The 24560-nt window shown below is 61.6% G+C and carries 24 protein-coding genes; 21 read left to right on the top strand and 3 right to left on the bottom strand.

All coding sequences use genetic code 11. The features are described from left to right. Positions 1-3 precede the first annotated feature (3 nt). The 3 genes from RLEG4DRAFT_RS14425 to tauA are packed head-to-tail and all read right to left on the bottom strand — an operon-like array spanning position 4 to position 2713. Positions 4-858: an ABC transporter permease subunit gene (locus tag RLEG4DRAFT_RS14425; RefSeq protein WP_003577616.1), complete on the bottom strand. Its 855-nt coding sequence runs from the start codon at positions 856-858 to the stop codon at positions 4-6. After that, a complete protein-coding gene (locus tag RLEG4DRAFT_RS14420) occupies positions 855-1643 on the bottom strand; it encodes a taurine ABC transporter ATP-binding protein (protein WP_003577614.1) in 789 nt (262 codons plus the stop codon). Before RLEG4DRAFT_RS14420 ends, RLEG4DRAFT_RS14425 begins: the two co-directional genes overlap by 4 nt. A gap of 56 nt (positions 1644-1699) precedes the next feature. Then, positions 1700-2713, bottom strand: coding sequence for a taurine ABC transporter substrate-binding protein (gene tauA, locus RLEG4DRAFT_RS14415; protein ID WP_003577613.1), 1014 nt, complete (start codon positions 2711-2713; stop codon positions 1700-1702). A gap of 210 nt (positions 2714-2923) precedes the next feature. On the opposite strand from tauA, the gene RLEG4DRAFT_RS14410 reads away from it, so the two are divergent. From RLEG4DRAFT_RS14410 to RLEG4DRAFT_RS14310, 21 genes are all read left to right on the top strand, one after another. Further along, a complete protein-coding gene (locus tag RLEG4DRAFT_RS14410) occupies positions 2924-4291 on the top strand; it encodes an FAD/NAD(P)-binding protein (protein ID WP_003577610.1) in 1368 nt (455 codons plus the stop codon). Between the two features lie 145 nt (positions 4292-4436). Further along, entirely contained in the window at positions 4437-5132 is a 696-nt protein-coding gene (locus tag RLEG4DRAFT_RS14405; protein ID WP_003577608.1) for a GntR family transcriptional regulator, read from the top strand. Between the two features lie 499 nt (positions 5133-5631). Beyond that, positions 5632-6234: an amino acid synthesis family protein gene (locus RLEG4DRAFT_RS14400; RefSeq protein WP_003577607.1), complete on the top strand. Its 603-nt coding sequence runs from the start codon at positions 5632-5634 to the stop codon at positions 6232-6234. A gap of 14 nt (positions 6235-6248) precedes the next feature. Further along, the gene (locus RLEG4DRAFT_RS14395; RefSeq protein WP_003577606.1) at positions 6249-7094 is read left to right on the top strand and encodes an alpha/beta fold hydrolase; all 846 of its coding nucleotides are present in this window, start codon (positions 6249-6251) and stop codon (positions 7092-7094) included. Then, positions 7091-8026 (top strand): flavin reductase family protein, encoded by a 936-nt coding sequence (locus tag RLEG4DRAFT_RS14390; RefSeq protein WP_003577605.1) that lies wholly within the window; start codon positions 7091-7093, stop codon positions 8024-8026. The genes RLEG4DRAFT_RS14395 and RLEG4DRAFT_RS14390 overlap by 4 nt, the downstream gene beginning before the upstream one ends. Beyond that, positions 8023-9063, top strand: coding sequence for an LLM class flavin-dependent oxidoreductase (locus tag RLEG4DRAFT_RS14385; protein ID WP_003577604.1), 1041 nt, complete (start codon positions 8023-8025; stop codon positions 9061-9063). The genes RLEG4DRAFT_RS14390 and RLEG4DRAFT_RS14385 overlap by 4 nt, the downstream gene beginning before the upstream one ends. Positions 9064-9067: 4 nt before the next feature. Continuing rightward, a complete protein-coding gene (locus RLEG4DRAFT_RS14380) occupies positions 9068-10531 on the top strand; it encodes an aldehyde dehydrogenase (protein ID WP_003577603.1) in 1464 nt (487 codons plus the stop codon). Positions 10532-10536: 5 nt separating this feature from the next. Continuing rightward, on the top strand, positions 10537-10860 hold the full coding sequence (locus RLEG4DRAFT_RS14375) for an NIPSNAP family protein (protein ID WP_003577602.1): 324 nt from the start codon (positions 10537-10539) through the stop codon (positions 10858-10860). Between the two features lie 46 nt (positions 10861-10906). Further along, on the top strand, positions 10907-11917 hold the full coding sequence (locus tag RLEG4DRAFT_RS14370; RefSeq protein ID WP_003577601.1) for an ABC transporter substrate-binding protein: 1011 nt from the start codon (positions 10907-10909) through the stop codon (positions 11915-11917). A gap of 109 nt (positions 11918-12026) precedes the next feature. Further along, positions 12027-12899, top strand: a complete 873-nt coding sequence (locus tag RLEG4DRAFT_RS14365) for an ABC transporter permease (RefSeq protein WP_003577600.1) — start codon at positions 12027-12029, stop codon at positions 12897-12899. Between the two features lies 1 nt (position 12900). Then, positions 12901-13701, top strand: coding sequence for an ABC transporter permease (locus RLEG4DRAFT_RS14360; RefSeq protein ID WP_003577599.1), 801 nt, complete (start codon positions 12901-12903; stop codon positions 13699-13701). Further along, positions 13698-14777: an ABC transporter ATP-binding protein gene (locus tag RLEG4DRAFT_RS14355; protein WP_003577598.1), complete on the top strand. Its 1080-nt coding sequence runs from the start codon at positions 13698-13700 to the stop codon at positions 14775-14777. Before RLEG4DRAFT_RS14360 ends, RLEG4DRAFT_RS14355 begins: the two co-directional genes overlap by 4 nt. Positions 14778-14787: 10 nt before the next feature. Further along, positions 14788-16242, top strand: coding sequence for an NAD-dependent succinate-semialdehyde dehydrogenase (locus tag RLEG4DRAFT_RS14350; RefSeq protein WP_003577597.1), 1455 nt, complete (start codon positions 14788-14790; stop codon positions 16240-16242). 228 nt (positions 16243-16470) lie between these two features. Then, positions 16471-17352 carry a glycine betaine ABC transporter substrate-binding protein gene (locus tag RLEG4DRAFT_RS14345; protein ID WP_003577596.1) on the top strand — a complete coding sequence of 294 codons (882 nt, stop codon included), beginning with the start codon at positions 16471-16473 and terminating at the stop codon, positions 17350-17352. A gap of 101 nt (positions 17353-17453) precedes the next feature. Beyond that, positions 17454-18071 carry an ABC transporter permease gene (locus tag RLEG4DRAFT_RS14340; RefSeq protein WP_003577594.1) on the top strand — a complete coding sequence of 206 codons (618 nt, stop codon included), beginning with the start codon at positions 17454-17456 and terminating at the stop codon, positions 18069-18071. A gap of 10 nt (positions 18072-18081) precedes the next feature. After that, on the top strand, positions 18082-18723 hold the full coding sequence (locus RLEG4DRAFT_RS14335) for an ABC transporter permease (RefSeq protein ID WP_003577591.1): 642 nt from the start codon (positions 18082-18084) through the stop codon (positions 18721-18723). After that, positions 18720-19652, top strand: a complete 933-nt coding sequence (locus RLEG4DRAFT_RS14330; RefSeq protein WP_003577589.1) for an ABC transporter ATP-binding protein — start codon at positions 18720-18722, stop codon at positions 19650-19652. The genes RLEG4DRAFT_RS14335 and RLEG4DRAFT_RS14330 overlap by 4 nt, the downstream gene beginning before the upstream one ends. A gap of 13 nt (positions 19653-19665) precedes the next feature. Next, a complete protein-coding gene (locus tag RLEG4DRAFT_RS14325; protein ID WP_003577588.1) occupies positions 19666-20739 on the top strand; it encodes an LLM class flavin-dependent oxidoreductase in 1074 nt (357 codons plus the stop codon). Continuing rightward, entirely contained in the window at positions 20736-22055 is a 1320-nt protein-coding gene (locus tag RLEG4DRAFT_RS14320; protein ID WP_003577586.1) for an LLM class flavin-dependent oxidoreductase, read from the top strand. Before RLEG4DRAFT_RS14325 ends, RLEG4DRAFT_RS14320 begins: the two co-directional genes overlap by 4 nt. 12 nt (positions 22056-22067) lie before the next feature. After that, positions 22068-23069 carry an ornithine cyclodeaminase family protein gene (locus tag RLEG4DRAFT_RS14315; RefSeq protein WP_003577584.1) on the top strand — a complete coding sequence of 334 codons (1002 nt, stop codon included), beginning with the start codon at positions 22068-22070 and terminating at the stop codon, positions 23067-23069. Further along, positions 23066-24541, top strand: a complete 1476-nt coding sequence (locus RLEG4DRAFT_RS14310) for an HAL/PAL/TAL family ammonia-lyase (RefSeq protein ID WP_003577581.1) — start codon at positions 23066-23068, stop codon at positions 24539-24541. The genes RLEG4DRAFT_RS14315 and RLEG4DRAFT_RS14310 overlap by 4 nt, the downstream gene beginning before the upstream one ends. Positions 24542-24560: the final 19 nt, after the last annotated feature.

Below are 24560 nucleotides of genomic sequence, written 5' to 3'. Positions count from 1 at the left end.
CGGTCAGAGCTTGCCTTTCCAGGGCACGAGGAACGCCTCCAGAAAACGGATGGCGGCCGAGAAGGCGAAGGCGCAGATCGCGATGATGCCGATGCCCACGAAGACGACGTCGGTTGCTAGGAACTGCGACGCCGACATGATCATGAAACCGATCCCGCGCGTGGAAGCGATCAATTCGGCCGCGACCAGCGTGCCCCAGCCGACGCCAAGCGCAATCCGGATACCGGTGAGAATCTCGGGCAGGGCGGACGGCAAGACGATATCGATGAACAGCCGCAGCCGGCTCGCGCCCAGCGAACGGGCGGCATTGACGCGCTCGATCGGCAGCGAACGAACGCCCGCCTGGGCAGAAAGGCAGATCGGCGCGAACATCGCCAGCACCAGCAGCGTAATCTTCGACGTTTCGCCGATGCCGAGCCAGATGATCATCAGCGGTAGATAGGAGAGGGGCGGAAGGGGCCAGTAGAACTCGATCGGCGCGTCGAGCACCCCTTTCGCCCAGCGATTAAGGCCCATGAGCAATCCGAGCGGAATGCCGGCTGAGACGGCGATGAGGGCTGCGACGACGATGCGGAACAAGCTCGCAAAAATATGCTCGGATAGCGACGCTCCGGCATAACCGTCACGATAGATGGCCCCGACCTGCGTCAGCACCTCGTCCGGACGCGGTAGAAACAGGTGTGGAACGACGCCGAGGGCGGAAACAAACCACCATAGCAACAGTATCGCAAGGGCAGTGGCAACGCTGATTGCCACCGTCGACCTCTCGCCGGCGCCGAAGCTTGCCATTTTCACCAGCTTGACCTGGCGTTCCGCTCTGTGCGCTGCAATCGGCGGGGCCTCGACGATATCGCTCATGCCGCACTCCTCAAGTCTTCGCTGCTGTGGAGAATGGTGCGAATCTCCTCGCGCAGCTCGGCAAATTGCGGCGACGCCTTGATCGATCGGGCATCGCCGGTTTCGGCGAAGCGGCGGATGAAATCGAGATCGAAGCGCGCAACGACGCGCCCTGGCCGCGGCGACATGACCAGAACCTGCGTGCCCAGAAACAAGGCCTCTTCGATCGAATGGGTGATGAAGAAGACTTTCTTCGCCGTCTTGTCCCAGATGGAAACCAGCAGTTCCTGCATCTGCTCGCGGGTCAGGCTGTCAAGCGCGCCGAAAGGCTCGTCCATCAGCAGGATGTCGGGATTTGTGGCGAGCGCTCGGGCGATGCCGACCCGCTGGCGCATGCCGCCCGACAGCTCATAGGGAAAAGCACGGGCGAATTCGTCGAGGCCGACGAGCCGGAGCAGTTCAAGGGCGCGGGCTTGGCGCTCCTTCCGGTTGACGCCGGCGAATTTCAAACCGAGGGCAACATTGTCGACCACGGATTTCCAAGGCAGCAGCGAGTCTTTCTGAAAGATGACACCACGATCGGCGCCCGGCCGTTCGACCGCGCGGCCATCGAGCGTGATCCGGCCTTCGGAAAGCGGAAGGAAGCCGGCGATCGCGTTAAGAAGGGTTGATTTGCCGCATCCCGAGGCTCCGAGCGCGACGACGAAGCCCCTTTCGGGGATATCGAAGGAAACGCGATCGAGCGCGTGAACGGTCCGCCCGTCGCGGGCTGCAAAGAAAACGCTGGCGTGGTCGACTTTAAGCATGGTGTTGCTCGCAAGTTCGACGCCGGCGCGACGATCGCGCCGGCGTTAGGGAGGATCTAGTTGCTGACGCCGGAGAGCGCGTCTGCGGTGACGAAGGCGCCGTAATTTTCCAGCACATCGGACACCTTGCCCTGTCCCTTCAGGAACGATGCGGTGTCCTTGAGGATCTTGCCGGCACCAGACTTTTCGCCGCCGCCGAGCCAGGCGTCCGATGCCTGGATCTCGGGGGTCAGCAGCGTCAGGTTCTTCAGGGCCGAGGCCTGCTGTTCGGGCGTTCCGCCGAGAAGCTTGGCGAGGGACTTGGCGTTGTCGCTGTCGGGACCCCAGGCGCCTTTGTCCGATGCGAAGGACGCGTAGTATTTGTTGATGACCGAGGCGAAGCCCTTCAGGAATGCCGGGTTGTCGGCGGCAAACTTCGAGGTCGCAACCCAGGCGGAGAAGGTCGGCGCACCCTTGTCGGCTACGTCTTTGGAGGTCACCAGAACCTTTCCGTTCTTCTTGAGTGCGGTCAGAGCCGGATCCCAGACGAAACCGCCATCGATATCGCCGCGATTATAGCTCGCGACGATCTCGGGCTGAGGGATTGCGAAGACCTGCACGTCTTTCTCGGTCAGGCCGAGCGACTTGATCAGCGCCAGCAGCTGATAATGGTCGGTGGAAACAGGCGCGGCGGCGAGCTTCTTGCCCTTCAGATCATTCAGGCTTTCGATACCGGACCCGTTGCGGATGACGAGGGCCTCGTCGATGCCGGAGATGGAGGCGAGGTAGAAGGCCTTGACCTCGAGCCCGCGCGAAACCGCGGCCGCAAACGGGCTGGAGCCAACATAGCCGACCTGGACGTCGCCGGAGGCAATCGCCGCAAAGATCTCGGCGCCGGAATTGAACCTGCGGAAGTCGATGTCGTATCCCGTGCCCTTGGCGAATTCGCCGTTGGCGATTGCCACGGAAGACGGCAAGGCATCGGTTTGATAGCCGACGACGACTTTCTTATCCGCTGCTTCAGCGACAACAGCCGTTGCCAGAGTGCCGATGCTGACAGCAATCGCGGCGACCAAATTTCTGAATTTCATCTTGAGCCCCTTAGTTCAGGGCCACATGGCCCTTGATCTCACCCTCAAAAGCCTAATGGTTGAAAAGGGGCTAGCGGGAGAAATAACAAACTATATTTATAGGCTATAGAGACAATTGTTTTCGTGATTCTGCCGCTTGGGCGATCCGAGCGATGTCGGGGCTTGAATGACGGAATGTCTCGATCCGTTGTGAGCTTCAGGGAGAATGCGTTGATATATGATGTGATCGTGGTCGGTTCCGGTTTTTCAGCGATAGCTGTGACCTGCAATCTCATCGAGCAGCTTCCCGCTTCGGCGACGGTTGCCATCGTTGGCGACGATCCCGGTTTCGGGCGCGGCACGGCATATCGCACCGAGCTCTATCTCCATCGCCTCAACGTTCCCGCAGGCCGCATGAGCCTGCTGCCCCATCATCCGGACGATTTTGTCGACTGGCTGAAAAGCCATGGACGCCAACTGCAGGCAGGCGATTTCGCCTCGCGCAGCGATTACGGTCTTTACGTCAGGGATACGCTTGCCCGGCTGCTTCGGAAGCGGGACGGCCGTTGCCGGGTCGATTTCATCAAGGCCAAGGCGGCGGGATGCGTGGAGCGTTACACGAGTACGCTCGCCTTCCATCTCGGCAACGGCGACGAGATTGCCGGGAAGCATGTGGTGCTGTGCCTTGGCGTCGGAAACGCGAACCTTCCTGTCGTTCCGGCCGGCGTCCCGTCATCCCTGCGATCGCGGATCATCGAGAACCCGTGGCGGCTCTCGTGGCTGAGGCGCGTCGCACCGTCCGATGCGGTCTGCATCCTGGGCTCCGGCCTGACGATGATCGACCAGGTTCTGGCACTTCGCGCTCATGGCCATAAAGGCAGGATCGACGTGCTTTCGCGGCGCGGCTTGGCGCCGCTCGGACATGCGGAGAAGCCGCCGGCGGCCATGCCGATCGATGTTCAGACCCTTCCGGATACGATCAGCGGCATATTGAAGACCTTGCGGGCAAAGAGCAGGGCGATCGCCGATTGGCGGGCGGTGATGGACGGACTGCGGCCGGTCACACAGGCGCTCTGGCAACGGCTTTCGAGCGAGGAGCGGGCACGTTTCCTGCGGCATGCACTTCCCTGGTGGAACATTCACCGTCACCGGGTCGCGCCCGACGTGTTCGCCGGATTCGAGAAGCTGGTCTCGGACGGAACCGTTCGCTTTCACGCCGGCTTCCTGAAATCGCTCGGGGGCTCGGAGGACAGGCTCGTTGCCGGCTACAGGGTCAGGGCGAAGCGCGAGATCGCCGAGATCAGGGCGGACTGGCTGGTCAACTGCACGGGAATGGAGCGCGCCGGGATCAACCATTCGCCGCTTTTGAAGGAAATGAGCCGGTTTCAGCTGATTGCCCCCGATCCTCTCGGCCTCGGGATCCAGGTAGATGCGGCTTCCGAGGTAACCGCCCCGTCGCGGATATCACCCGCCCGGCTGTTTGCCGTCGGCGCCTTGACGGCAGGACAATTCTGGGAGATCACCGCCGTCCCAGATATTCGGCTGCAGGCAAAGGCCGTGGCCGAAGAGATCGTCGGCGGGGCAATTCGCGACGCCTAGTCTGACAATCTCCGGCTCGGCACGGTACTGCTTGAATTGCTGGCCGCCGACAGCTACAGTATTTGGTAGGCCATAATACGATTCCTGAATCGGATGCCGCAGCGGAAGTTGAGCCTGCGAAGTCAATCCAACACTGAGGTACAGCATGAGCGGTGCTCTGAAGGAAGCAGCAATCAGGGTAGAGCGTCCTGCGAAGACATTGCGGGAACTGGCGCTCGACAAGGTCCGGGAGGCGATCGTCAACGGATACTTCCGTCCTGGAGACCGGCTTGTCGAGCGTGACCTCTGCGCCCAGCTCGGTGTCAGCCGAACGGTCGTGCGCGAGGTTCTAAGGCATCTGGAATCGGAAGGGCTTGTCGCCAATCTGCCGAACAAGGGACCGATCGTCGCTCTGCTGGATAGAGACGAAGCCAAACAGATCTATGAGATTCGTGGTGCGCTCGAAGGCATGGCGGCGCGGCTGTGTGCGGAACGCGGCAGCCCCGAGATCGTCGCAGCACTGGAGGAATCTTTGACGGCAATCCGCAACAGTTATCGCGACAGCGATATGGCGGGTGTGCTTGCCAATACCTCTTCCTTCTATCAAACGCTGTTCACCATGGTCGACAGACATGTTGCCTGGGGCGTCGTCAATCTCCTCACTGTGCGCATCAACCACCTGCGCTCGATGACGATCAAGACGGAAGGGCGCGGCATCGAAGGGCCATTGCAGATGTCGAAGATCGTCGACGCCATCCGCCGTGGCGACGGCGAGGGGGCTCAGCGGGCGGCGATGGATCATGTCGCGGCGGCGGGCGCAATTGCCGAAGCGGTGCTGTCCGCCCAGACGCCTGCCGAATAGGGCGGGAGCCGCTTCTCTATTGGACGCGGTCGGCGAGGGAGCTGCCGCATTAATCTGTCGCAAGAGCGTAACGCTCAAAGTGATCCATGAGGCCGGGACCGCTGCGGCCGCAGGAAACAGCCGGCAAGGCGCTGTCGCATCGACAGCTGTCGATGCCTATCCCGGATTCGCCATCACGCTCCGCGGAACGAGGAAATTCGCAACTCCACGCTTGACACTCAACTTTGCTCGAGGTGATGGTATGCCATAATCAATAATATATAAGGCGGTATCACGTGGACTGGGGTAGTTTTGCTATGCTGACTATAAAGTTGCTGCGCGTAGCGGCCACGACGCCGGCCGCCTGACAAAAAGCTGAATGCAAGCGCTTCCGGGCGTTCTGAAGCGGGCCGAACCTGAAGATTTGCGAGATCGGGCCTCAATTTGCGGCGCTGCAGAACTCAACTTGACACTCATATATTATGGTATACCATAATACGAAATTGAGATGAGGTGTTCCATGGCCATTCAAATTCGCAAGACGGGACTGCAGATCGAAACGACGCTGATCGAAGGCGGCAAGACTGCGGCCGTGCCGCTGAAGCTGTTCACCGCCTTCGCTGTCGTGAAGAACCCCTGGGGTGGCCGCGGCTTTGTCGATGACCTCAAGCCGGAAATCCATGCGGGCGCTCCGGTTCTCGGCGAGTTGCTGACCAAGATGATCATCGATGCCGTCGGTTCCGGCGAGGCTGTCGAGGCCTACGGAAAGGCCGCCGTCGTCGGCCTGGACGGTGAGATCGAACACGCCTCCGCGCTGATCCACACGTTGCGCTTCGGCAATTTTTATCGCCATGCCGTCGGCGCCAAGTCCTATCTCGCCTTCTGCAATACGCGTGGTCCTGCCAATGCGCCGATCATGATCCCGCTGATGGACAAAAATGATGAAGGTCGCCGTTCGCACTATCTCACAATCCAGACGTCGATCCCCGACGCGCCTGCCGCCGACGAAATCGTCGTGGCTCTCGGCGCATCGGTCGGCGGGCGTCCTCATCACCGCATCGGCGACCGCTACCAGGATCTGAAGGATCTGGGGCAGGACGTCGCCAATCCTGCGGGCGTTTGAGGGAGCGCTCTGAGATGCTGACAGCCGGATCGACCACAGGCACCGCTGCAGCAAAGAGCGCCGCCGGTGACTTGCCCCGAAAGAAGACGGCAAGCGGAACGGCTTATCACGAGGCCGGCAGCGGCGAGCCGCTGGTTTTGATCCATGGCGTCGGCATGCGGCTTGAGGCCTGGACGCCGCAGCTCGCATTTCTGTCGGCCGGCCATCGCGTCATCGCCGTCGACATGCCGGGACATGGCGGGAGCGCAAAGCTGCCGGCGGGCAGCCGCCTAGAAGAGTTCGTCGCCTGGTTCGGGCGCTTTCTCGACGAGATGGCGATTGAGACTGCGAATGTTGCCGGCCACTCCATGGGAGCGCTGGTATCGGGAGGGGCGGCGGCGACCTTCGGTGAACGGATCAGGCGGGTCGCTTACCTCAACGGCGTCTACAGGCGCGATCCGGAAGCCAAGGCTGCCGTACTCGCGCGGGCCGCGGCCATTCCGGTGACCGGCGTCGACAAGGAAGGCCCGCTGGCTCGCTGGTTCGGCGACGATCCGGACAGCGTCGTTGCCCGTGAATTGACGCGGAAATGGCTCAACCTCGTCGATCCCCAGGGGTATGCTGTTGCTTACGCCGCCTTCGCCGGAGGAGACGAGACCTATGCCGATCGCTGGAAAGAGGTTCAAGGTCCGGCGCTGTTCCTGACGGGGTCCGATGACCCGAACTCGACGCCCTTGATGGCGACGCAAATGGCAGAACTCGCCCCACGGGGGGTGGTCCGTATCGTGGAGGGTCATCGTCATATGGTGAACCTGACCGCGCCTGATATCGTCAATTCGCTGCTCGCTGAGTGGCTGTCGTTCGGGGAGGATGAACGATGACAATGCAGACTGTCGACCCAAGGGCATTGCGCGATGCATTCGGCGCTTTTCCGACCGGCGTGACGGTGGTCACCGCCTGCGACGGGGATGGAAATCCGATCGGTTTCACCGCGAACTCCTTCACATCGGTGTCGCTCAATCCACCCTTGCTTCTCGTCTGCCTTGCCAAGACATCGCGAAATTTCGCCATCATGACCGGCGCGCAGCATTTTGCGATCAACGTGCTTTCGGAAACCCAGAAAGACGTGTCGAACACCTTTGCGCGGCCCGTCGAGGACAGATTTGCGGCGGTCGAATGGGCCAAGGGATCGGCCGGCTGCCCGATCTTCTCGAGCGTGGCGGCCTGGTTCGAATGCGCCATGGAAGAGGTCATCGAGGCTGGCGACCACGTCATTCTGATGGGGCGCATCCAAGCTTTCGACAATAGCGGCCGCAACGGTCTTGGCTATGCGCGTGGCGGCTATTTCACGCCGACGCTGGCCGGCAAGGCTGTTTCGGCGGCAAGCGAAGGCAATATCGAACTTGCGGCCGTCGTCGAGCGCCGCGGCGAAGTTCTGCTGCTCGGCGAGGATGTGCTCTCCCTGCCAAGCGTCGACGCCCATAACGGCAACCCGACCGAGGCGCTGCAAACATATCTGGAGTCGCTCACCGGGCTGAAGGTCAGCATCGGCTTTCTCTATTCGGTCTATGAGGGCAAGAGCGACGGCAAGCAGCACATTGTCTACCACGCCGTTGCCGGAGACGGCGAGCCGGCCGGCGGCAGGTTCGTAAAACCTGACGCCTTGGTTGCGGCAAACTTCAAGACCAGTTCGACTGCCGATATCGTCAACCGCTTCGCGATGGAAAGCTCGATCGGCAATTTTGGCGTCTATTTCGGTGACGAGACCGGCGGCACCATTCATCCCATTCCAGCCAAGGGCGCAAAAGCATGAAGTTCTCCCTCTTCGTCCATATGGAACGGCTCGACGCCAGCCAGAGCCACAAGAGCCTTTATGAGGAATTCGTCGCGCTCTGCGAGATCGCCGACAAGGGCGGCATGCATGCGATCTGGACGGGCGAGCACCATGGCATGGATTTCACCATTGCGCCCAACCCGTTCGTAACCATTGCCGATCTCGCGCGCCGCACATCGCGGGCAAGACTTGGGACGGGAACGGTGATTGCCCCCTTCTGGCATCCGATCAAGCTTGCCGGCGAAGCGGCTATGGCCGACATCATCTGCGACGGGAGGCTCGACATCGGCATTGCGCGCGGGGCTTATTCCTTCGAATACGAACGCCTGCTGCCCGGTCTCGACGCCTGGGGTGCCGGCCAGCGCATGCGCGAGCTCATCCCGGCCGTCAAGGGTATATGGGCCGGTGACTATGCCCATGAAGGAGAATTCTTCAAGTTCCCCGCGACCACCTCGGCGCCGAAACCGCTGCAGCAGCCGAACCCACCGATATGGGTTGCCGCGCGCGATCCGAACTCGCACGAATTTGCGGTCGCCAATGGCTGCAACGTCCAGGTCACGCCGCTCTGGCAGGGCGATGACGAGGTTCAGTCGCTGATGGAGCGTTTCAACGATGCCTGCGCCAAGAACCCTGATATCGAGCGGCCAAAGATCATGCTGCTGCGCCACACCTATGTCGGCTCCTCGGAAGAAGACGTCGCCCAGGCCGCCCATGAGCTGAGTGTTTACTACAACTACTTTTTCGCCTGGTTCAAAAATGAGAAGCCGGTGACCCAAGGCCTGATCGAGCGGATTCCGGACGAACAGGTCAGAGCAAACGCGATGCTGTCGGACCAGGTCATGCGCACCAACAATGTCGTTGGAGACGCTGACACCGTGATCAGCAGGCTCAAGGCCTATGAAGCCCTCGGCTATGACGAATATTCCTTCTGGATCGACACCGGCATGAGTTTCGAGCGCAAGAAGGCGTCGCTCGAACGCTTCATCACCGAGGTCATGCCGGCATTTCAGGAGTAAGACCATGCGGCGTTTCCAGCACTATATCGACGGCGAATTCTCGGATGGCGAGGCGTCCTATCCGAGCATCGATCCCGCCTCCGGCGCGGTCTGGGCTGATATGCCCGAGGCGCGCGAACGGGACGTCGATCGGGCTGTAAACGCTGCCGACAGGGCGCTTTACGAAGGCGCGTGGGCGAAAATGACGGCCACGCAACGCGGCAAGTTGCTTTACAAGCTGGCCGATCTGGTTGCCGCCAACGCCCCGATTCTGGCGGAGCTGGAGACGCGCGACACCGGCAAGATCATCCGCGAGACGTCCGCACAGATTGCCTATGTCGCCGACTATTATCGTTATTATGCCGGTATCGCCGACAAGATCGAAGGCGCCTACCTGCCGATCGACAAGCCGGACATGGATGTCTGGCTTCGCCGCGAGCCGATCGGCGTCGTGGCGATGGTCGTGCCGTGGAACAGCCAGCTTTTCCTGTCGGCGGTCAAGATCGGACCGGCGCTTGCGGCCGGCTGCACGATGGTGGTCAAGGCCTCGGAAGACGGGCCGGCGCCGCTTCTCGAATTTGCCCGTCTCGTCCACGAGGCAGGTTTTCCCGCCGGTGTCGTCAACATCATTACCGGTTTCGGAGCCTCCTGTGGTGCGGCGCTTGGCCGTCATCCGAAGGTCGCACATGTCGCCTTTACCGGCGGCCCGGAAACTGCCCGGCACGTCGTTCGCAACTCGGCCGAAAACCTCGCATCCACCTCGCTTGAACTTGGCGGCAAGTCGCCCTTCATCGTCTTTGCCGACGCCGATCTCGAAAGTGCCGCCAATGCCCAGGTTGCGGGCATATTCGCAGCGACGGGACAGAGCTGCGTTGCCGGATCTCGGCTGATCGTCGAACGTAGCGTCAAGGACAAATTTGTCGCGCTGCTGCGTGCGAAGGCGGAAGCGATCCGGATCGGCGCGCCGCTCGATATGGCAACCGAGGTCGGGCCCCTCGCCACCAAGCGCCAGCAGGATAATATCGGCGCCCTCGTCGAGAGGTCGATCGAAAGCGGCGCTCGTCTTATTACCGGGGGAAGCAAGATCGATGGCGAAGGGTATTATTTCCGGCCGACGATCCTCGACTGCGACGATGTTGCCTCGCCCTCGCTGATCGAGGAATTCTTCGGGCCGGTCCTCTCCGTCGTGTCGTTCGAGACCGAGGCCGAGGCGCTGAGCCTTGCCAATGACACCCGCTACGGCCTGGCCTCCGGCATCTTTACCCAGAACCTCACCCGGGCACATCGGTTGATGAAGGGCATCCGCGCCGGCATCGTCTGGGTCAACACCTATCGCGCCGTATCGCCGATCGCACCCTTCGGCGGCTTCGGTCTGTCGGGCCACGGCAGGGAAGGCGGCATGGCCGCGGCGCTCGACTACACCCGCACCAAGACGATCTGGCTCAGGACCTCGGACGATCCGATCCCCGATCCCTTCGTGATGAGGTGACGCCGATGTTTTACGAAATCCGCACCTACCGGCTGAAGAACGGCACGATCCCGCAATATCTCAAGGTGGTCGAGGAAGAGGGGATCGAGATCCAGAAGAGCCATCTCGGCACGCTGGTCGGTTACTTCTTCTCGGAGATCGGCACGATCAACGAGATCGTCCACATCTGGGCATTTACGAGCCTGGACGACCGGGAGGCGAGACGCCAGCGGCTTCTGGCCGATCCCCGGTGGCAGGCCTTCCTGCCCAAGATTCGTGACCTCATCGAGGTGGCGGAAAACAAGATTATGAAGCCAGCAAGTTTCTCTCCCAGGAGCGAGGCACACTGACGGCATAAGGCATACCGTAGGACAACCAAAACAAGGATAAGGGAACATGAAAACAACATTTGCTGTCGCGGCGGTTGCCGCATTCGTCGCGGTCTCCGCGCCGGCCAAAGCCGACAACATGGTCTTCTCGAGCTGGGGCGGGACGACCCAGGACGCGCAAAAGGCGGCATGGGCGAGCCCGTTCACCGAGAAGACCGGAGTCACCGTCGTGCAGGACGGCCCGACCGATTACGGCAAGCTCAAGGCGATGGTCGAGGCTGGCGAGGTCACCTGGGACGTCGTCGACGTCGAAGGCGATTATGCCGCCCAGGCCGGCAAGACTGGCCAGCTCGAGAAGCTCGACTTCTCCGTCATCGACAAATCCAAGCTCGATCCGCGCTTCGTCACCGACTATTCGGTCGGCAGCTTCTATTATTCCTTCGTCATTGGCTGCAATGCCGATGCCGTCAAAGCCTGCCCGAAGACATGGGCGGACCTGTTCGACACGGCCAAGTTTCCCGGCAAGCGCACCTTCTACAAGTGGTCGGCTCCCGGCGTGATCGAAGCGGCGCTGCTTGCCGACGGCGTGGCTGCCGACAAGCTTTATCCGCTTGATCTCGACCGCGCCTTCAAGAAGCTCGATACGATCAAATCGGATATCATCTGGTGGTCGGGCGGTGCACAGTCGCAGCAGCTCTTGGCATCTGCCGAAGCGCCATTCGGCAGCGTCTGGAACGGCCGCATGACAGCGCTTGCTGCGACCGGCATCAAGGTAGAAACCTCCTGGGAACAGAACATCACCGCTGCCGACGCGCTCGTCGTGCCGAAGGGCTCGCAGAATGTCGAAGCTGCGATGAAGTTCATTGCGCTGGCGACCTCGGCCGAGCCGCAGGCCGCCCTTGCAAAAGCCACCGGATATGCGCCGATCAACGTCGAATCGGCCAAGCTGATGGACCCGGAAACGGCCAAGACCCTGCCGGACCAGCAGACCGCAAGCCAGGTCAATGCCGATATGAATTACTGGGCTGATAACCGCGATGCCATCGGCGAGAAGTGGTACGCTTGGCAGGCGAAATAGACTGAAACTGGAGATGAACGGGCACGGCGAAGGTCGCCGTGCCCCCGTAGCGCCAGTGCCAATCGGTTGCACTTCGGCGCCCGCGGATTGACGGGTGGGAAGGACTGTCATGTCGACGTATAGCGATACCTCCGGCGTAATTACGCCGTTGCCAAAGGTCCGCAGGCCAACAGGGTTTAGTGGGGTCGTTCCGGCTTTCGCCTTCGTCGGCGTCTTTTTCGTCGTGCCGGTGGCGATACTGCTGCTGCGAAGCGTGCTGGAACCCGTGCCGGGTCTGGGAAACTATGCGCAGCTGATTGGGTCTTCGACCTATCTGAAGATTTTCGCCAATACGTTTATCGTCTCGGGTCTCGTCACCGTCATTTCGCTCGCGATCGGATTTCCCGTCGCCTGGGCGCTGGCGATCATGCCCGGACGGCTGACCTCGGTGATCTTTGCGATCCTGCTCTTGTCGATGTGGACCAACCTGCTGGCCCGCACCTATGCCTGGATGGTGCTGCTGCAGCGGACGGGGCTCATCAACAAGATGCTGATGGAAATGGGTTTGATCGACCAGCCGCTGGCGCTCGTCAACAATCTGACCGGCGTGACGATCGGCATGACCTATATCATGCTGCCTTTCATCATCCTGCCGCTCTACGGCGTGATCAAGAAGATCGACCCCTCGACCCTGCAGGCGGCCGCCCTTTGCGGCGCCAATCGCTGGCAGTGCCTGACGCGGGTTCTCCTGCCCTTGGCGATGCCCGGCATGGCGGCCGGCGCCCTGATGGTCTTCGTCATGTCGCTTGGCTATTTCGTCACGCCGTCGCTGCTCGGCGGTACCGCCAACATGATGCTCGCAGAGCTGATCGCCCAGTTCGTGCAGTCGCTGGTCAACTGGGGAATGGGGGGTGCGGCGGCACTGGTTCTGCTGGTGGTGACCCTGTCGCTTTATGCCGTGCAGCTGCGCTTCTTCGGCAACCAAAACCCGGGAGGACGTTGATATGTTGCTCAATTTCGACCGTCTCGGCTGGTGGAAATACGCCCTTCTCGGCATAACGCTGCTGACCGCAGCCTTCCTGCTGCTGCCGATCGTCTTCATCGCCGCGCTGTCTTTCGGCTCCTCGCAGTGGCTGATCTTCCCACCGCCGGGCTGGACGTTTCAGTGGTACAGCGAGCTCTTCGCCGATCCGCGCTGGCTGGAATCGGCTTTGACGAGCTTCAAGATCGCGGTCATCGTGACCATCCTGTCGGTGCTGCTCGGGCTTGTGACGTCCTTCGGACTGGTGCGTGGTTCCTTCATGTTCCGCGATGCGCTGAAAGCGCTGTTCCTCACGCCGATGATCCTTCCGGTCGTGGTTCTCGCGGTTGCCCTCTACGCCTTCTTCTTGAGGATTGGCCTTGGCGGTACCTTGACGGGTTTTGTCATTTCGCACCTCGTTCTGGCGTTGCCCTTTTCGATCCTGTCGATATCGAGTGCGCTGGAGGGCTTCGACAAGTCGATCGAGGACGCGGCGGTGCTCTGCGGCGCCTCGCCGCTGGAAGCAAAAATCCGGGTCACGCTTCCCGCAATCAGCCACGGACTATTTTCGGCCGCCGTCTTCTCGTTTCTGACATCCTGGGATGAGGTGGTGGTGGCGATCTTCATGTCCAGCCCGACCCTTCAGACGCTGCCGGTGAAGGTGTGGGCGACACTACGGCAAGACCTGACGCCTGTTGTCGCAGCCGCGTCGACCCTTCTCATCCTTTTGACGATCATCTTGATGGCCCTGGCTGCCGTCGCGCGTAAGGTGCTGAAACAATGAACGAACCATTCCTTCAGATCCGCGGCATACGCAAGGAATACGGCCCTGTTGTCGCCGTCCACGATGTCACTCTCGACGTTCGGCGCGGGGAGTTCCTCACCTTTCTCGGGCCCTCCGGATCCGGCAAGAGCACGACGCTCTACATTCTGGCGGGCTTCGACAATCCGACGAAGGGCGACATTACCCTCGAGGGCAAGACCCTGCTCGCCACGCCGTCGCACCAGCGCAACATCGGCATGGTGTTCCAGCGCTACACCCTGTTTCCGCATCTGACGGTGGGCGAAAACATCGCCTTTCCGCTGAAGGTCAGGCGCAAGTCCAAGGCCGAGATCGACAGCAAGGTCAAGGAGATGCTGCGCCTTGTCCGGCTCGAAGGCTTCGAGGATCGGAAGCCGGCGCAAATGTCCGGCGGCCAGCAGCAGCGTGTCGCGCTTGCCAGAGCCCTTGCCTACGATCCGCCGGTGCTTCTGATGGACGAACCGCTGTCGGCGCTCGACAAGAAGCTGCGCGAGGAAATTCAGCACGAGATCCGCCGCATTCACCAGCAAACGGAAGTGACGATCCTCTACGTCACCCACGACCAGGAGGAGGCGCTCCGGCTCTCCGACCGGATCGCCGTCTTTTCGAAGGGCGTCATCGACCAGATTGGGACCGGCCCCGAACTCTACGCCAATCCCAAGACCCGCTTCGTCGCCGAATTCATCGGCGACAGCGATTTCATTTCCTGCGACCTGCTGTCGTCGTCCGATGGACAGGCGACGATTTCGCTCGGCGGCGGGACGGTCTTCAACCGTATTCCGGTGCACGGAAAGGGGACCTCCGGCACGAGGGCAGCCCTGATGCTGCGGCCGGAACGCATTCGGCTGTCGCGCGCCCAGGCGGCGGGATCGTGTCTCGCCGCAACCGTCAGCGACATTACCTTCCTCGGCAACAATATCCATGTCTCGACGGAGACGGCGGCAGGCGAGGCGCTGGCGGTTCGCCTGCCATTCGGTCATGAGGCTATTGCCGGGCTCAATCGCGGAGATATAGTCCATCTGGATTTTGATCCCGGTGCTGCCCACGTATTCTGTTGAAAGTCGTCCTATGAAGCTCAATGATCCCTCGCTGTTCCGTCAGGCATGCCCGATCGCCGATCGCTGGATCGAAGCGGAAGGCCGCCAGGCGACGACGATCCGCAACCCGGCGACCGGCGAGCCGCTGGGTGCTGTCCCCGACCTCGGCGCCGCGGAAACGGAAGAGGCTATCCGGGCCGCCGTCATTGCCCAGAAACTTTGGGCGAAGAAGACTGCCGGCGAGCGCGCCGCCGTTCTCAAGGCATGGCATCGCCTGATGATCGAAAACCGCGACGATCTGGGGATGATCCTGACGCTGGAGCAGGGAAAACCGCTCACTGAGGCCAAGGGAGAGATCACCTATGGTGCGAGCTTCATCGAGTGGTTTGCCGAAGAGGCAAGACGCATCAACGGCGAGACCATACCGGGGCACCAACCGGACAAGCGGATCCTCGTCCTGCGTCAGCCGGCAGGCGTGGTGGCCGCGATCACGCCCTGGAACTTTCCGAATGCGATGATCACGCGCAAGGTCGGACCGGCGCTTGCCGCCGGCTGTGCCGTCGTTCTCAAGCCGGCCCCACAGACGCCCTTCTCCGCCATTGCCATCGCCGTTCTCGCAGAGCGCGCCGGCCTGCCGGCTGGCCTTCTCAACATCGTCACCGGTGACGCTGCCGCAATCGGCGGGACCCTGACGGCAAGCCGTGACATCAGGGTCCTGACATTCACCGGCTCCACCCGGACGGGTGAGCTGCTTTACCGCCAATGCGCGCCGACGATCAAAAAGCTTGGCCTCGAGCTTGGCGGCAACGCGCCCTTCATCGTATTCGACGACGCCGATCTCGACGCAGCGGTCGAGGGCGCGATCATCGCCAAATTCCGCAACAACGGCCAGACCTGCGTCTGCGCCAATCGGCTCTATGTCCAGGACGGCGTCTACGAGGCCTTTGCCGCCAAACTCGCCGAAGCCGTTTCGGCGTTGAAGGTCGGCAACGGCCTCGACCGTGACGTTGTTCTTGGCCCACTCATCGACGATAACGCCGTTGCCAAGGTCGAAGCCCATATCGGCGATGCCGTTGCAAAAGGTGCCGGGATCGTTTCAGGCGGCAAGCGGCACGCGCTTGGCGGCCGTTTCTTCGAACCGACGATTCTGCGCGACGTCGCCGCCGGCATGCAGATCGCCCGCGAGGAAACCTTCGGGCCTGTTGCGCCGCTATTCCGTTTCCGCGACGAGCAGGACGTTATCGAGCAGGCAAACGACACCGAGTTCGGGCTTGCGTCGTATTTTTACGCGCGTGATCTGTCGCGGGTATTCCGCGTCGCCGAAGCGCTGGAATATGGAATGGTCGGCGTCAACACCGGTCTCGTCTCCACCGCCGAGGCGCCGTTCGGCGGCGTGAAGATGTCGGGCCTTGGCCGCGAGGGGTCACGGCACGGCTTGGACGAATATACCGAACTCAAATATGTCTGCCTGGGCGGCATTGCCTGAGCTTAGTCGGCGCTTGCGCTTTGCCGCAAAAGAAAGAATTATGAGCTCGAAGGAGCCGTCGTTATTGACTGTCTGGTGACTTTGCGACCCAGATGCGGCCTTGCCGTCCACTGAAGCGAGATTTTTCCAATAAAACTATAAAATTAGTATTCAATCCCGCGTTCATTGTGATCGAAACCGTTAGAAGCTGCTTCAGACGAACTCAGACCGCAAAATAAGGGGAATGCGATGTTTTTTAAGTCTTTAGGCGGCGTTCTCGCCGGTGCAATGTTGACTGCGCTTGCCATCAGCCCTGCCCAAGCCGATGCGGTGAAGATCGGCAGCAAGAATTTTACCGAACAATTCATCGTCGCCGAAATCTACGCCCAGGCTCTTGAAAAGGCCGGTGTCGAGGTCGAACGTCACCTCAATCTCGGCGCGACGCTGGTTGCCCATACCGCGTTGACCAACGGCGATATCGATCTCTATCCTGAATATACCGGCACGGCGCTCGCCGCTGTCGTCAAGGGCGATCTTTCCGGTTCCGCCGACAAGATCTATTCCGACGTCAAGGACTATTACGAGAAGAACTTGAAGCTGACGCTGCTGAAGCCGACTGAAATCAATAACGGCTACGCGATCATCACGCTTCCCGAGACGGCCGAGAAATACAAGCTGAAGACGCTTAGCGACCTCGGCCCGGCTTCCAAGGATCTCACCTTCGGCGCCGAAGGCGGTTTCGGTGAGCGCAAGGACGGTCTGCCCGGTCTGAAGCAGGTCTACGGCATCCAATTCAAGGAATTCAAGATCTTCGCCAAGCTCGGCATCCGCTATAGCGCGCTGACCAGCAAGGATCTCGACGTCTCCTATGGGTTTGCGACCGATTGGCAGATTTCCGACAACAAACTTGTCGTGCTCGAAGACGACAAGCATCTGTTTCCACCCTATTATCTCGTGCCGGTCGTGCGCCAGGATACGCTTGCGAAGAACCCGAAGATCGCGGAGGTCCTGAACAAGATCAGCCCGCTGCTCAACAACGAGAACATGCGCGGACTGAATGCCAAGGTCGACCGCGACAAGGAAGAACCGGCGGATGTCGCCGCCGAATTCCTGAAAGCGCAAGGCATCTGATTTTTGCGAAGCGATAGGTTTTGCTTCCCATGAATGAAAATAGCGGCGAAGCTTCGTGCTTCGCCACATTGTCTTGATCATGCCGACGGGAATTTTCGCGCTTGAACTGGGCTCCCAAACATATTCCGGAAATTGCGCTCGCGGTCTGGCAACATCTGGTGCTGTCGGTCTCTTCCGTGCTGATCGGACTCGTGATTGCCCTCGTGCTCGGGATCATCTGCGCGCGCCGTCCGAAGCTCTATGCCTTCGCGCTGACGGTGACGAACGTCATCTTCGTGATTCCGAGCCTGGCGCTCTTTGCGCTGCTCATTCCCTTCGTCGGGCTCGGCATGGAGCCGGCGCTGATCGGCCTTTCCTCCTATTGCCTGCTGATCCTGCTGCGCAATATCGTCACCGGTATCCGCGGTGTTCCCGCAGACGTGCTCGATGCCGCCGACGGCATGGGCTACGGCCCATGGCAGCGGCTTTTCCGTATCGAACTGCCGCTTGCCCTGCCGCTGATCGTCTCCGGAGCGCGCATCGCGCTCGTCACCGTGATCGGTATCGCGACGGTTGCCGCCTTCATCGATGGCGGCGGTCTCGGCACCATCATCCTGATCGGCATCGATCAGGAATATGCCGAAAAGATCCTCGTTGGCGGCATTTTGACCGCACTTCTTGCGGTGATCTTCGATCTCATCCTCACCCAGGCCGAAAAGGCCCTGGTGCGATGGCAGTGAGGATAACAGGATGTTGAGCACCGCCTTCTTCTGGATAGTCGATCATCAGGACGAGTTCTATCGGGCCCTCGGCCAGCACTTGCTGATGTCCGGCGTGTCGCTGGCGATCGCGCTTCTCGTCGCGCTGCCGCTGGCAATCCTGATCGTCAATCACGGCCGGTTCGCCTTCGGCGTCATCAATACCATCAATGGCCTTAGAACCGTTCCCAGCCTTGCGATCCTCGCCATCATGATGCCGCTGCTCGGCATCGGCATGCTGCCGTCGATCGTGGCGCTGACGGTACTTGCCCTGCCGCCGATCCTGCTCAATGCCTATGTCGGCCTGCGCGATGTCGATCCCGACGCTGTGGAGGCAGCGATCGGCATGGGCATGGACCGTGGCCAGGTGCTGCGCAAGATCCGCATTCCGCTGGCAGCACCCGCGATGTTTGCCGGAACGCGCACGGCCGCCGTCCAGGTTCTTGCCGGGGCGACGCTTGCTCCCTTCATCGGCGGCGGCGGGCTCGGCGATTTCATCGCCACCGGCATCGGCATGATGGATATGTCACGGCTCATCGTCGGCGCCGTGCCGATCGCGATCCTGGCGCTCGCCACCGAATTCATTCTCGGCCGCGCCGAGAAAATCCTGTTTGCAGAAAGAGCCGCCGCATGATCCGGATGGAAAACGTCACCAAGCGCTATGCCGATGGTGCCGCGCCCTCGGTCGACAAGCTGACGCTCGAGGTGCCCGAGGGCTCTACTGTTGCGCTGATCGGCCCGTCCGGATGCGGCAAGACGACGACGATGCGGATGATCAACCGGCTGATCGAGCCGACCGAGGGCCGCATCCTCGTTAACGACGAGGATGTCACTAAGGCCGATCCGGTGCAGCTTCGCCGCCACATTGGCTATGTGATCCAGAATGTCGGCCTTTTCCCGCACATGACGATCGCGGAGAATATCGCCGCCGTACCGAACCTGCTTGGCTGGGACCAGTCGCGGATCGCCAAGCGCACCGCAGAATTGCTCGACCTTGTCGGTCTTGATCCGAGCGAGATGCTCAAGCGCTATCCGCGCCAGCTTTCCGGCGGCCAGCGCCAGCGTATCGGGGTTGCCCGCGCTCTTGCCGCCGACCCTGCCGTGTTGCTGATGGACGAGCCTTTCGGCGCCATCGACCCGATCGCCAGGGCGCGGCTGCAGGACGAATTCAGGCAGATCCTGAAGCGTGTGAGAAAGACCGTGGTTCTGGTCACCCATGATCTCGACGAGGCGATCCGTCTCGGCGACCGCATCGCCATCATGCGCACCGGCAAGATCGTGCAATATGATACGCCGGACGCGATCCTCTCCCATCCGGCTGATGAATTCGTCGCGAATTTCGTCGGTATCGACCGTGCGATCAAGCGGCTCAGCCTGTTCTCGGTCGCCGATGCCGCCCTTCCTGGAGCGCCGCCGGCGCCGGCTGCCACGGTGGCGGCGAATGTCAATCTGCGCGACGCGCTGTCGCTGATGGTCGCGGCAAATAGCGACGTGCTCGCTGTCGTGGACGGCGGCGGTGCCGTGACGGGACAGCTGACGCGAGACGCCATCTTCTCGATATGAAGGAGGAAACACGATGTATCTCGGCTTTTCCTTGACTCCCTTCGGCCATCATCCGGCGGCTTGGCGCCGCGCTGCAGATATCGAAAATCTTGGCTTCGAGGCGCTACTCTCCCAAGTCGCCAGGGCGGAGCAGGCAGGCCTCGATTTCGTTCTGCTTGCCGACCGCCTCGGCGCCCGTCCAGTCGACGATCTCTCGCCTGTCGCAACAGCTTTCGAACCGACGACCCTGGTTGCCGCCCTCGCGACCCGCGTCCGCCGGATCGGCTTTGTCGCCGCTGCCGCAACGCATCAGCACGAACCCTACAATCTGGCCCGCCGTTTCGCGTCACTGGAATCGATCAGCCATGGCCGGACGGGCTGGGTTGCGGTCACCTCCGATGACGAGGGCCGGGACCGCGAATATATCGATCTCGTCGGCGCGCTGTGGGACAGCTGGGAAGATGACGCTTTCATCTATGACAAGGAAAACGGCCGCTTCTTCCAACCCGACAAGATGCATGTGCTGAACCACAAGGGCGAGCATTTCTCGGTGCGCGGGCCGCTCAACGTCAACCGCTCGCCGCAGGGCAAGCCGGTTCTGGCACAGATCCTGACGGATGAAAGCAGAGCGCTGGCGGCACATGCCGCCGAACTCGTCTTCCTTCAGTCCTCTTCGCCGAGCCTGGCAGAAGAAGCTGCCGCCGATTTCGTCAAGAGCCTCGATGCGGGCAAGCGCAGCCGGACCGACACCAGGATACTGGCAAACGTCAGCCCGTTCATTGCCGGGATGCGGGCGGAGGCGCTCGCCCTCCATGACGCGTTGCAGGCCGATGGTGACGGACCAACCCAACCGCTCTCCGGCGCAAACCTGATCGGCACGCCGATTGACATTGCCGACTTGCTGCAGCAATGGTTTGAAACCGGCCACATAGACGGCTTTACCATCCTGCCGCCGACATCGGCAACGGGAGATCTCTTCCTCTCCGAAGTTGCTCCGGAATTGCAGCGGCGCGGTCTCACCGGCAAACCGAAAGGCGGGTCAACGCTGCGCCACTCTCTCGGACTGTCGCGCCCGACCCATCCGGCAGCGTTGGAGCGCGCATCATGAGCGGCGACCGCAAAATGAAACTCGGCGCCTTCCTGATGGCAGGCGGCCATCATATCGCGGCGTGGCGCCATCCGTTTGCGCATGCCGAGGCCGGCGTCGATATCGCTCATTTCATCGCGCTTGCCCGGATCGCCGAACGCGGCAAGTTCGATATGATCTTCGTCGAGGACGCCGCCGCGATCCGCGAGCGCAATCCTGAGATGGCAAGCCAGGCCGCCCGCTCGACCGCCTTCGAGCCCTTGAGTCTGCTGGCGGCGCTTGCGGTCAACACCTCGCATATTGGTCTCGTCGCCACGGCATCGACCACCTATAACGAGCCCTATGGCCTTGCCCGCACCTTCGCCTCCATCGATCTGTTGAGCGGGGGCAGGGCAGGGTGGAACCTCGTCACTTCGGCAAGCGAGCTCGAAGCGGAGAATTTCGCAAGCAGCGGTCTTCGCCCGCATTCGGAGCGTTACGAGCGCGCCGAGGAATTTGCCGATGCGGTTCTTGCGATCTGGGATGGCGTCGAGGATGGCGCTTATCTGCCGCAGGGTGGTGAAACCTTTGCCGATCGCGCTAAGCTCCATCCCGTGCATCATCGCGGCAAGCATTTTTCCGTCGAAGGTCTGCTCGAAAGCCCACGCTCGCCGCAGGGACGGCCGATTATGGTGCAGGCCGGTGCGTCCGATGTCGGCAAAGAGCTTGCAGCCCGCACGGCCGATGTCGTCTTCGCCGCCTCGCAGACGATCGGCGAAGCCCGGGCCTACTACGCCGACGTGAAATCGCGGCTTGCCAAGTACGGCCGCCAGTTGGACGATATGAAGATCATGCCGGGCATTTCGCCGATCGTCGGCACGACCGAGGAAGAAGCCAAGGCGAAATATCGCGCGCTGCAGGAGCTGATCCCGGATGCCGTCGGCGTGGCGCTGCTTGCAAGCTATCTCAGCATCCAGGATCTTTCCGCCTATCCGCTCGATGGACCGTTGCCTGAAATGCCTGAGACCAACCTCATCCAGAGCCGCCAGCAACTGATCATCGACCTCGGCAGGCGGGAGAAGCTCTCGATCCGCGAGCTCGCCCGACATTTCGCCGGGGCGCGCGGTCACTGGCAGGTCGCCGGGACTCCGGCCCAGATCGCCGACGCGATGGAGGAGCGATTCAGCGAGGACGCCGCCGACGGCTTCAACTTGATGGCGCCCCTCTTTCCTTCCGGGCTGGAGGATTTCGTGACGCTCGTCGTGCCGGAGCTTCGCCGGCGCGGGCTTTTCCGTGAAGAATACGAAGGCCGGACGCTGCGCCGCAATCTCGGTGTCGACACGCCGGCCAAACGATGATGTGAGATGATTATGAACCCCATCTATATCGACTATCTCAACGCCTTCGATATCCAGGCTCTGGATCTGAGCAATCACGAGATCCTCGCTGCGATCGAGACTTCGCTCGGCGCCCAAGGCAAGGGCGAGACGGTGATCGAGCCCCGCGTCCACCTCGAGCCCGATCCCGGCTTTCACGGCCATTTCAATGTTTTGCGCGGCTATGTGGCGCCGCTGAACCTTGCCGGCGTCAAGATCGTCGGCGATTTCGTCGATAACTACAAGCTCGGCTACCCCTCGGAATTCGGCGTACTCAACCTGTTCGATCCACGCACCGGCGTGCCGAAGGCGATCCTCGACGCCACCGTCATCACCGACATGCGTACCGGCGCCGTCACCGCGCTTGGCGCCAAACACCTGGCCCGTAAGGGCTCGAAGGTGCTCGGTCATATCGGCGCGCGCGGCACGGCCTATTGGAATGTCCGCCTGCTCGACCATCTCTACGATTTCGACGAGATCCGCGTCCATTCCCGCCGCTCGGAAAGCCGCGATGCCTTCGGCGTCAAGCTCGAGCAGGATCTCGGCAAGAAGATCACCGTGACCGATAATTGGCGCGACTGCGTTGAAGGCGCCGATATCATCGTGGAGGCATCGCGGCTTTCCGCGCCTGAACCGATGCTGAAGACCGAGTGGATCAAGAAGGGCGCCTTTGTCGTTCCCTACGGCACGATGAGTGCAGTCGAACTGTCGCTGACCGACATCATGGACAAGCTCGTCGTCGACGATTGGGGCCAATGCAAGGGCGGCAAGTTCGGCTCGCTGCGAGCCCATGTTGATGCCGGCAAACTGTCGGCAGAAACCCTGCACGCCGAGCTCGGGCAGATCGTTGCCGGGCTGAAGCCAGGACGTCAGAACGATGACGAGACGATCCTGCTCTGGCATCGCGGCCTGTCGCTCAGCGACATGGCGCTCGGCCATGCGCTGCTCGCCAAGGCGCACGCCGCCAACATCGGTCAGAGGCTGCGTTTCGCATGACCTCGGTTCTACTGACTGGTTCCGACATTGTGATCGCCGACATTGTGGCGATCGCCCGGCGTGACGTTGCCGTCGAGGCGAGCCCGGATGTTGCGCCGCGACTGGCGCGGGCCCGGCAGATCCTGGAGGAAGCCGCCGCATCGGGCCAGCAGATCTACGGAATGAATACCGGCCTCGGCGCCAATCTGAAAACACCCGTCACTGCCGATTTCGAGGCGTTCCAGCTGCAGCTCGTACGCGGCCGTGCCATGGGTGTCGGGCCGGCTTTGCCGCGCGACGTCACGCGCGCGGTGATGGCGGCGCGCCTCGCCATGTTGGCCGTCGGCGGTTCCGGCATCTCACCGCCGGTCTTCGAGGCGCTTCTCGCTTTACTCAACACCGGCATCCATCCGCTCATTCCATCGATCGGCTCGATCGGTGCCGGCGATCTGGTGCTTCTCTCCGCCGTTGCCCGGTGTCTGGTTGGCGAGGGCAAAGCCGAATATGCAGGCGCCATCCGTCCCGCGCATGAGGCGCTGAGGCTCGCTGGCCTCGCACCGGTGAGCTTGCGGCCAAAGGACGGCATTTCGCTGCTGAATGCCTCCGCCGTCTCCGTCGGGCAAGGGGCGCTCGCCCTTCACGACATACGTCATCTCCTTGACCGCCAGCGGCAGGCCGCAGCTTTGAGCTTCGAAGGTCTTGGCGGCAACCCGCTCATTCTCTCGCCGGCTATTCAAAAGGCAAGGCCGTCCGGCGGCCAAGCGGAGGAGGCAGCGCAGCTTCTCGATGCGCTCTCCGGCTCGACCCTCTTCGAGACGACGGCCGCCCTTCAGGATCCACTTAGCCTGCGCTGTGTGGCACCGATCAACGGCGCGCTGGCAGAAACGCTGCGTCACGCCGAGCGGGCCGTCGAAATCGAGCTCAATGCGGCCGCAGACAATCCGCTCGTCATTCTCGACGAAGAGCGTGTGCTCTCGACCGGCAACTTTCACACACCGTCTTTGTCACTCGCTTTCGAGTCGCTGGGGCTCGCCATCGCCCAGGCGGCATCGGCAAGCGCTGCACGCTTTATCCAGCTGACAGGTTCGGGCCGAAACGGCTTGCCGCGCTACCTTTCGCCCGTCGGCGGCGCCTCTGCCGGTTTCGTGCCGATGCAGAAGGTCGTCACGGCGCTGACCACGGCGATCCGCCACAAGGCCAACCCGGTAATGCTTGATTTCCTGGCGGTTTCGGAGGGCGTCGAGGACCATGCGACGCAATCGGCTCTTGTCGTCCAGAAACTGGCCGAGATGCTCGATTTCTGGCGCCAGTTGATCGCCTGCGAAATGCTGGCCGCCGCCCAGGCAGTCGACCAACGTCCGCAGCATCGTTGCGGACAGGGCACTCAGGCAACCTTCGATCTTGTCCGCAGCATCGCGCCTGCGATGGTGGAAGATCGCCCGCTCGGCGAAGATGCATCTGCGCTTGCATCTTATCTCGGATGCGACACATAGCTCAGCACGAAAGACCCCA

It is taken from the genome of Rhizobium leguminosarum bv. trifolii WSM2297 (genome assembly GCF_000271845.1).
Note: the sequence above shows the minus strand (reverse complement) of the source record. Positions and strands in the feature narration are given on the sequence as shown.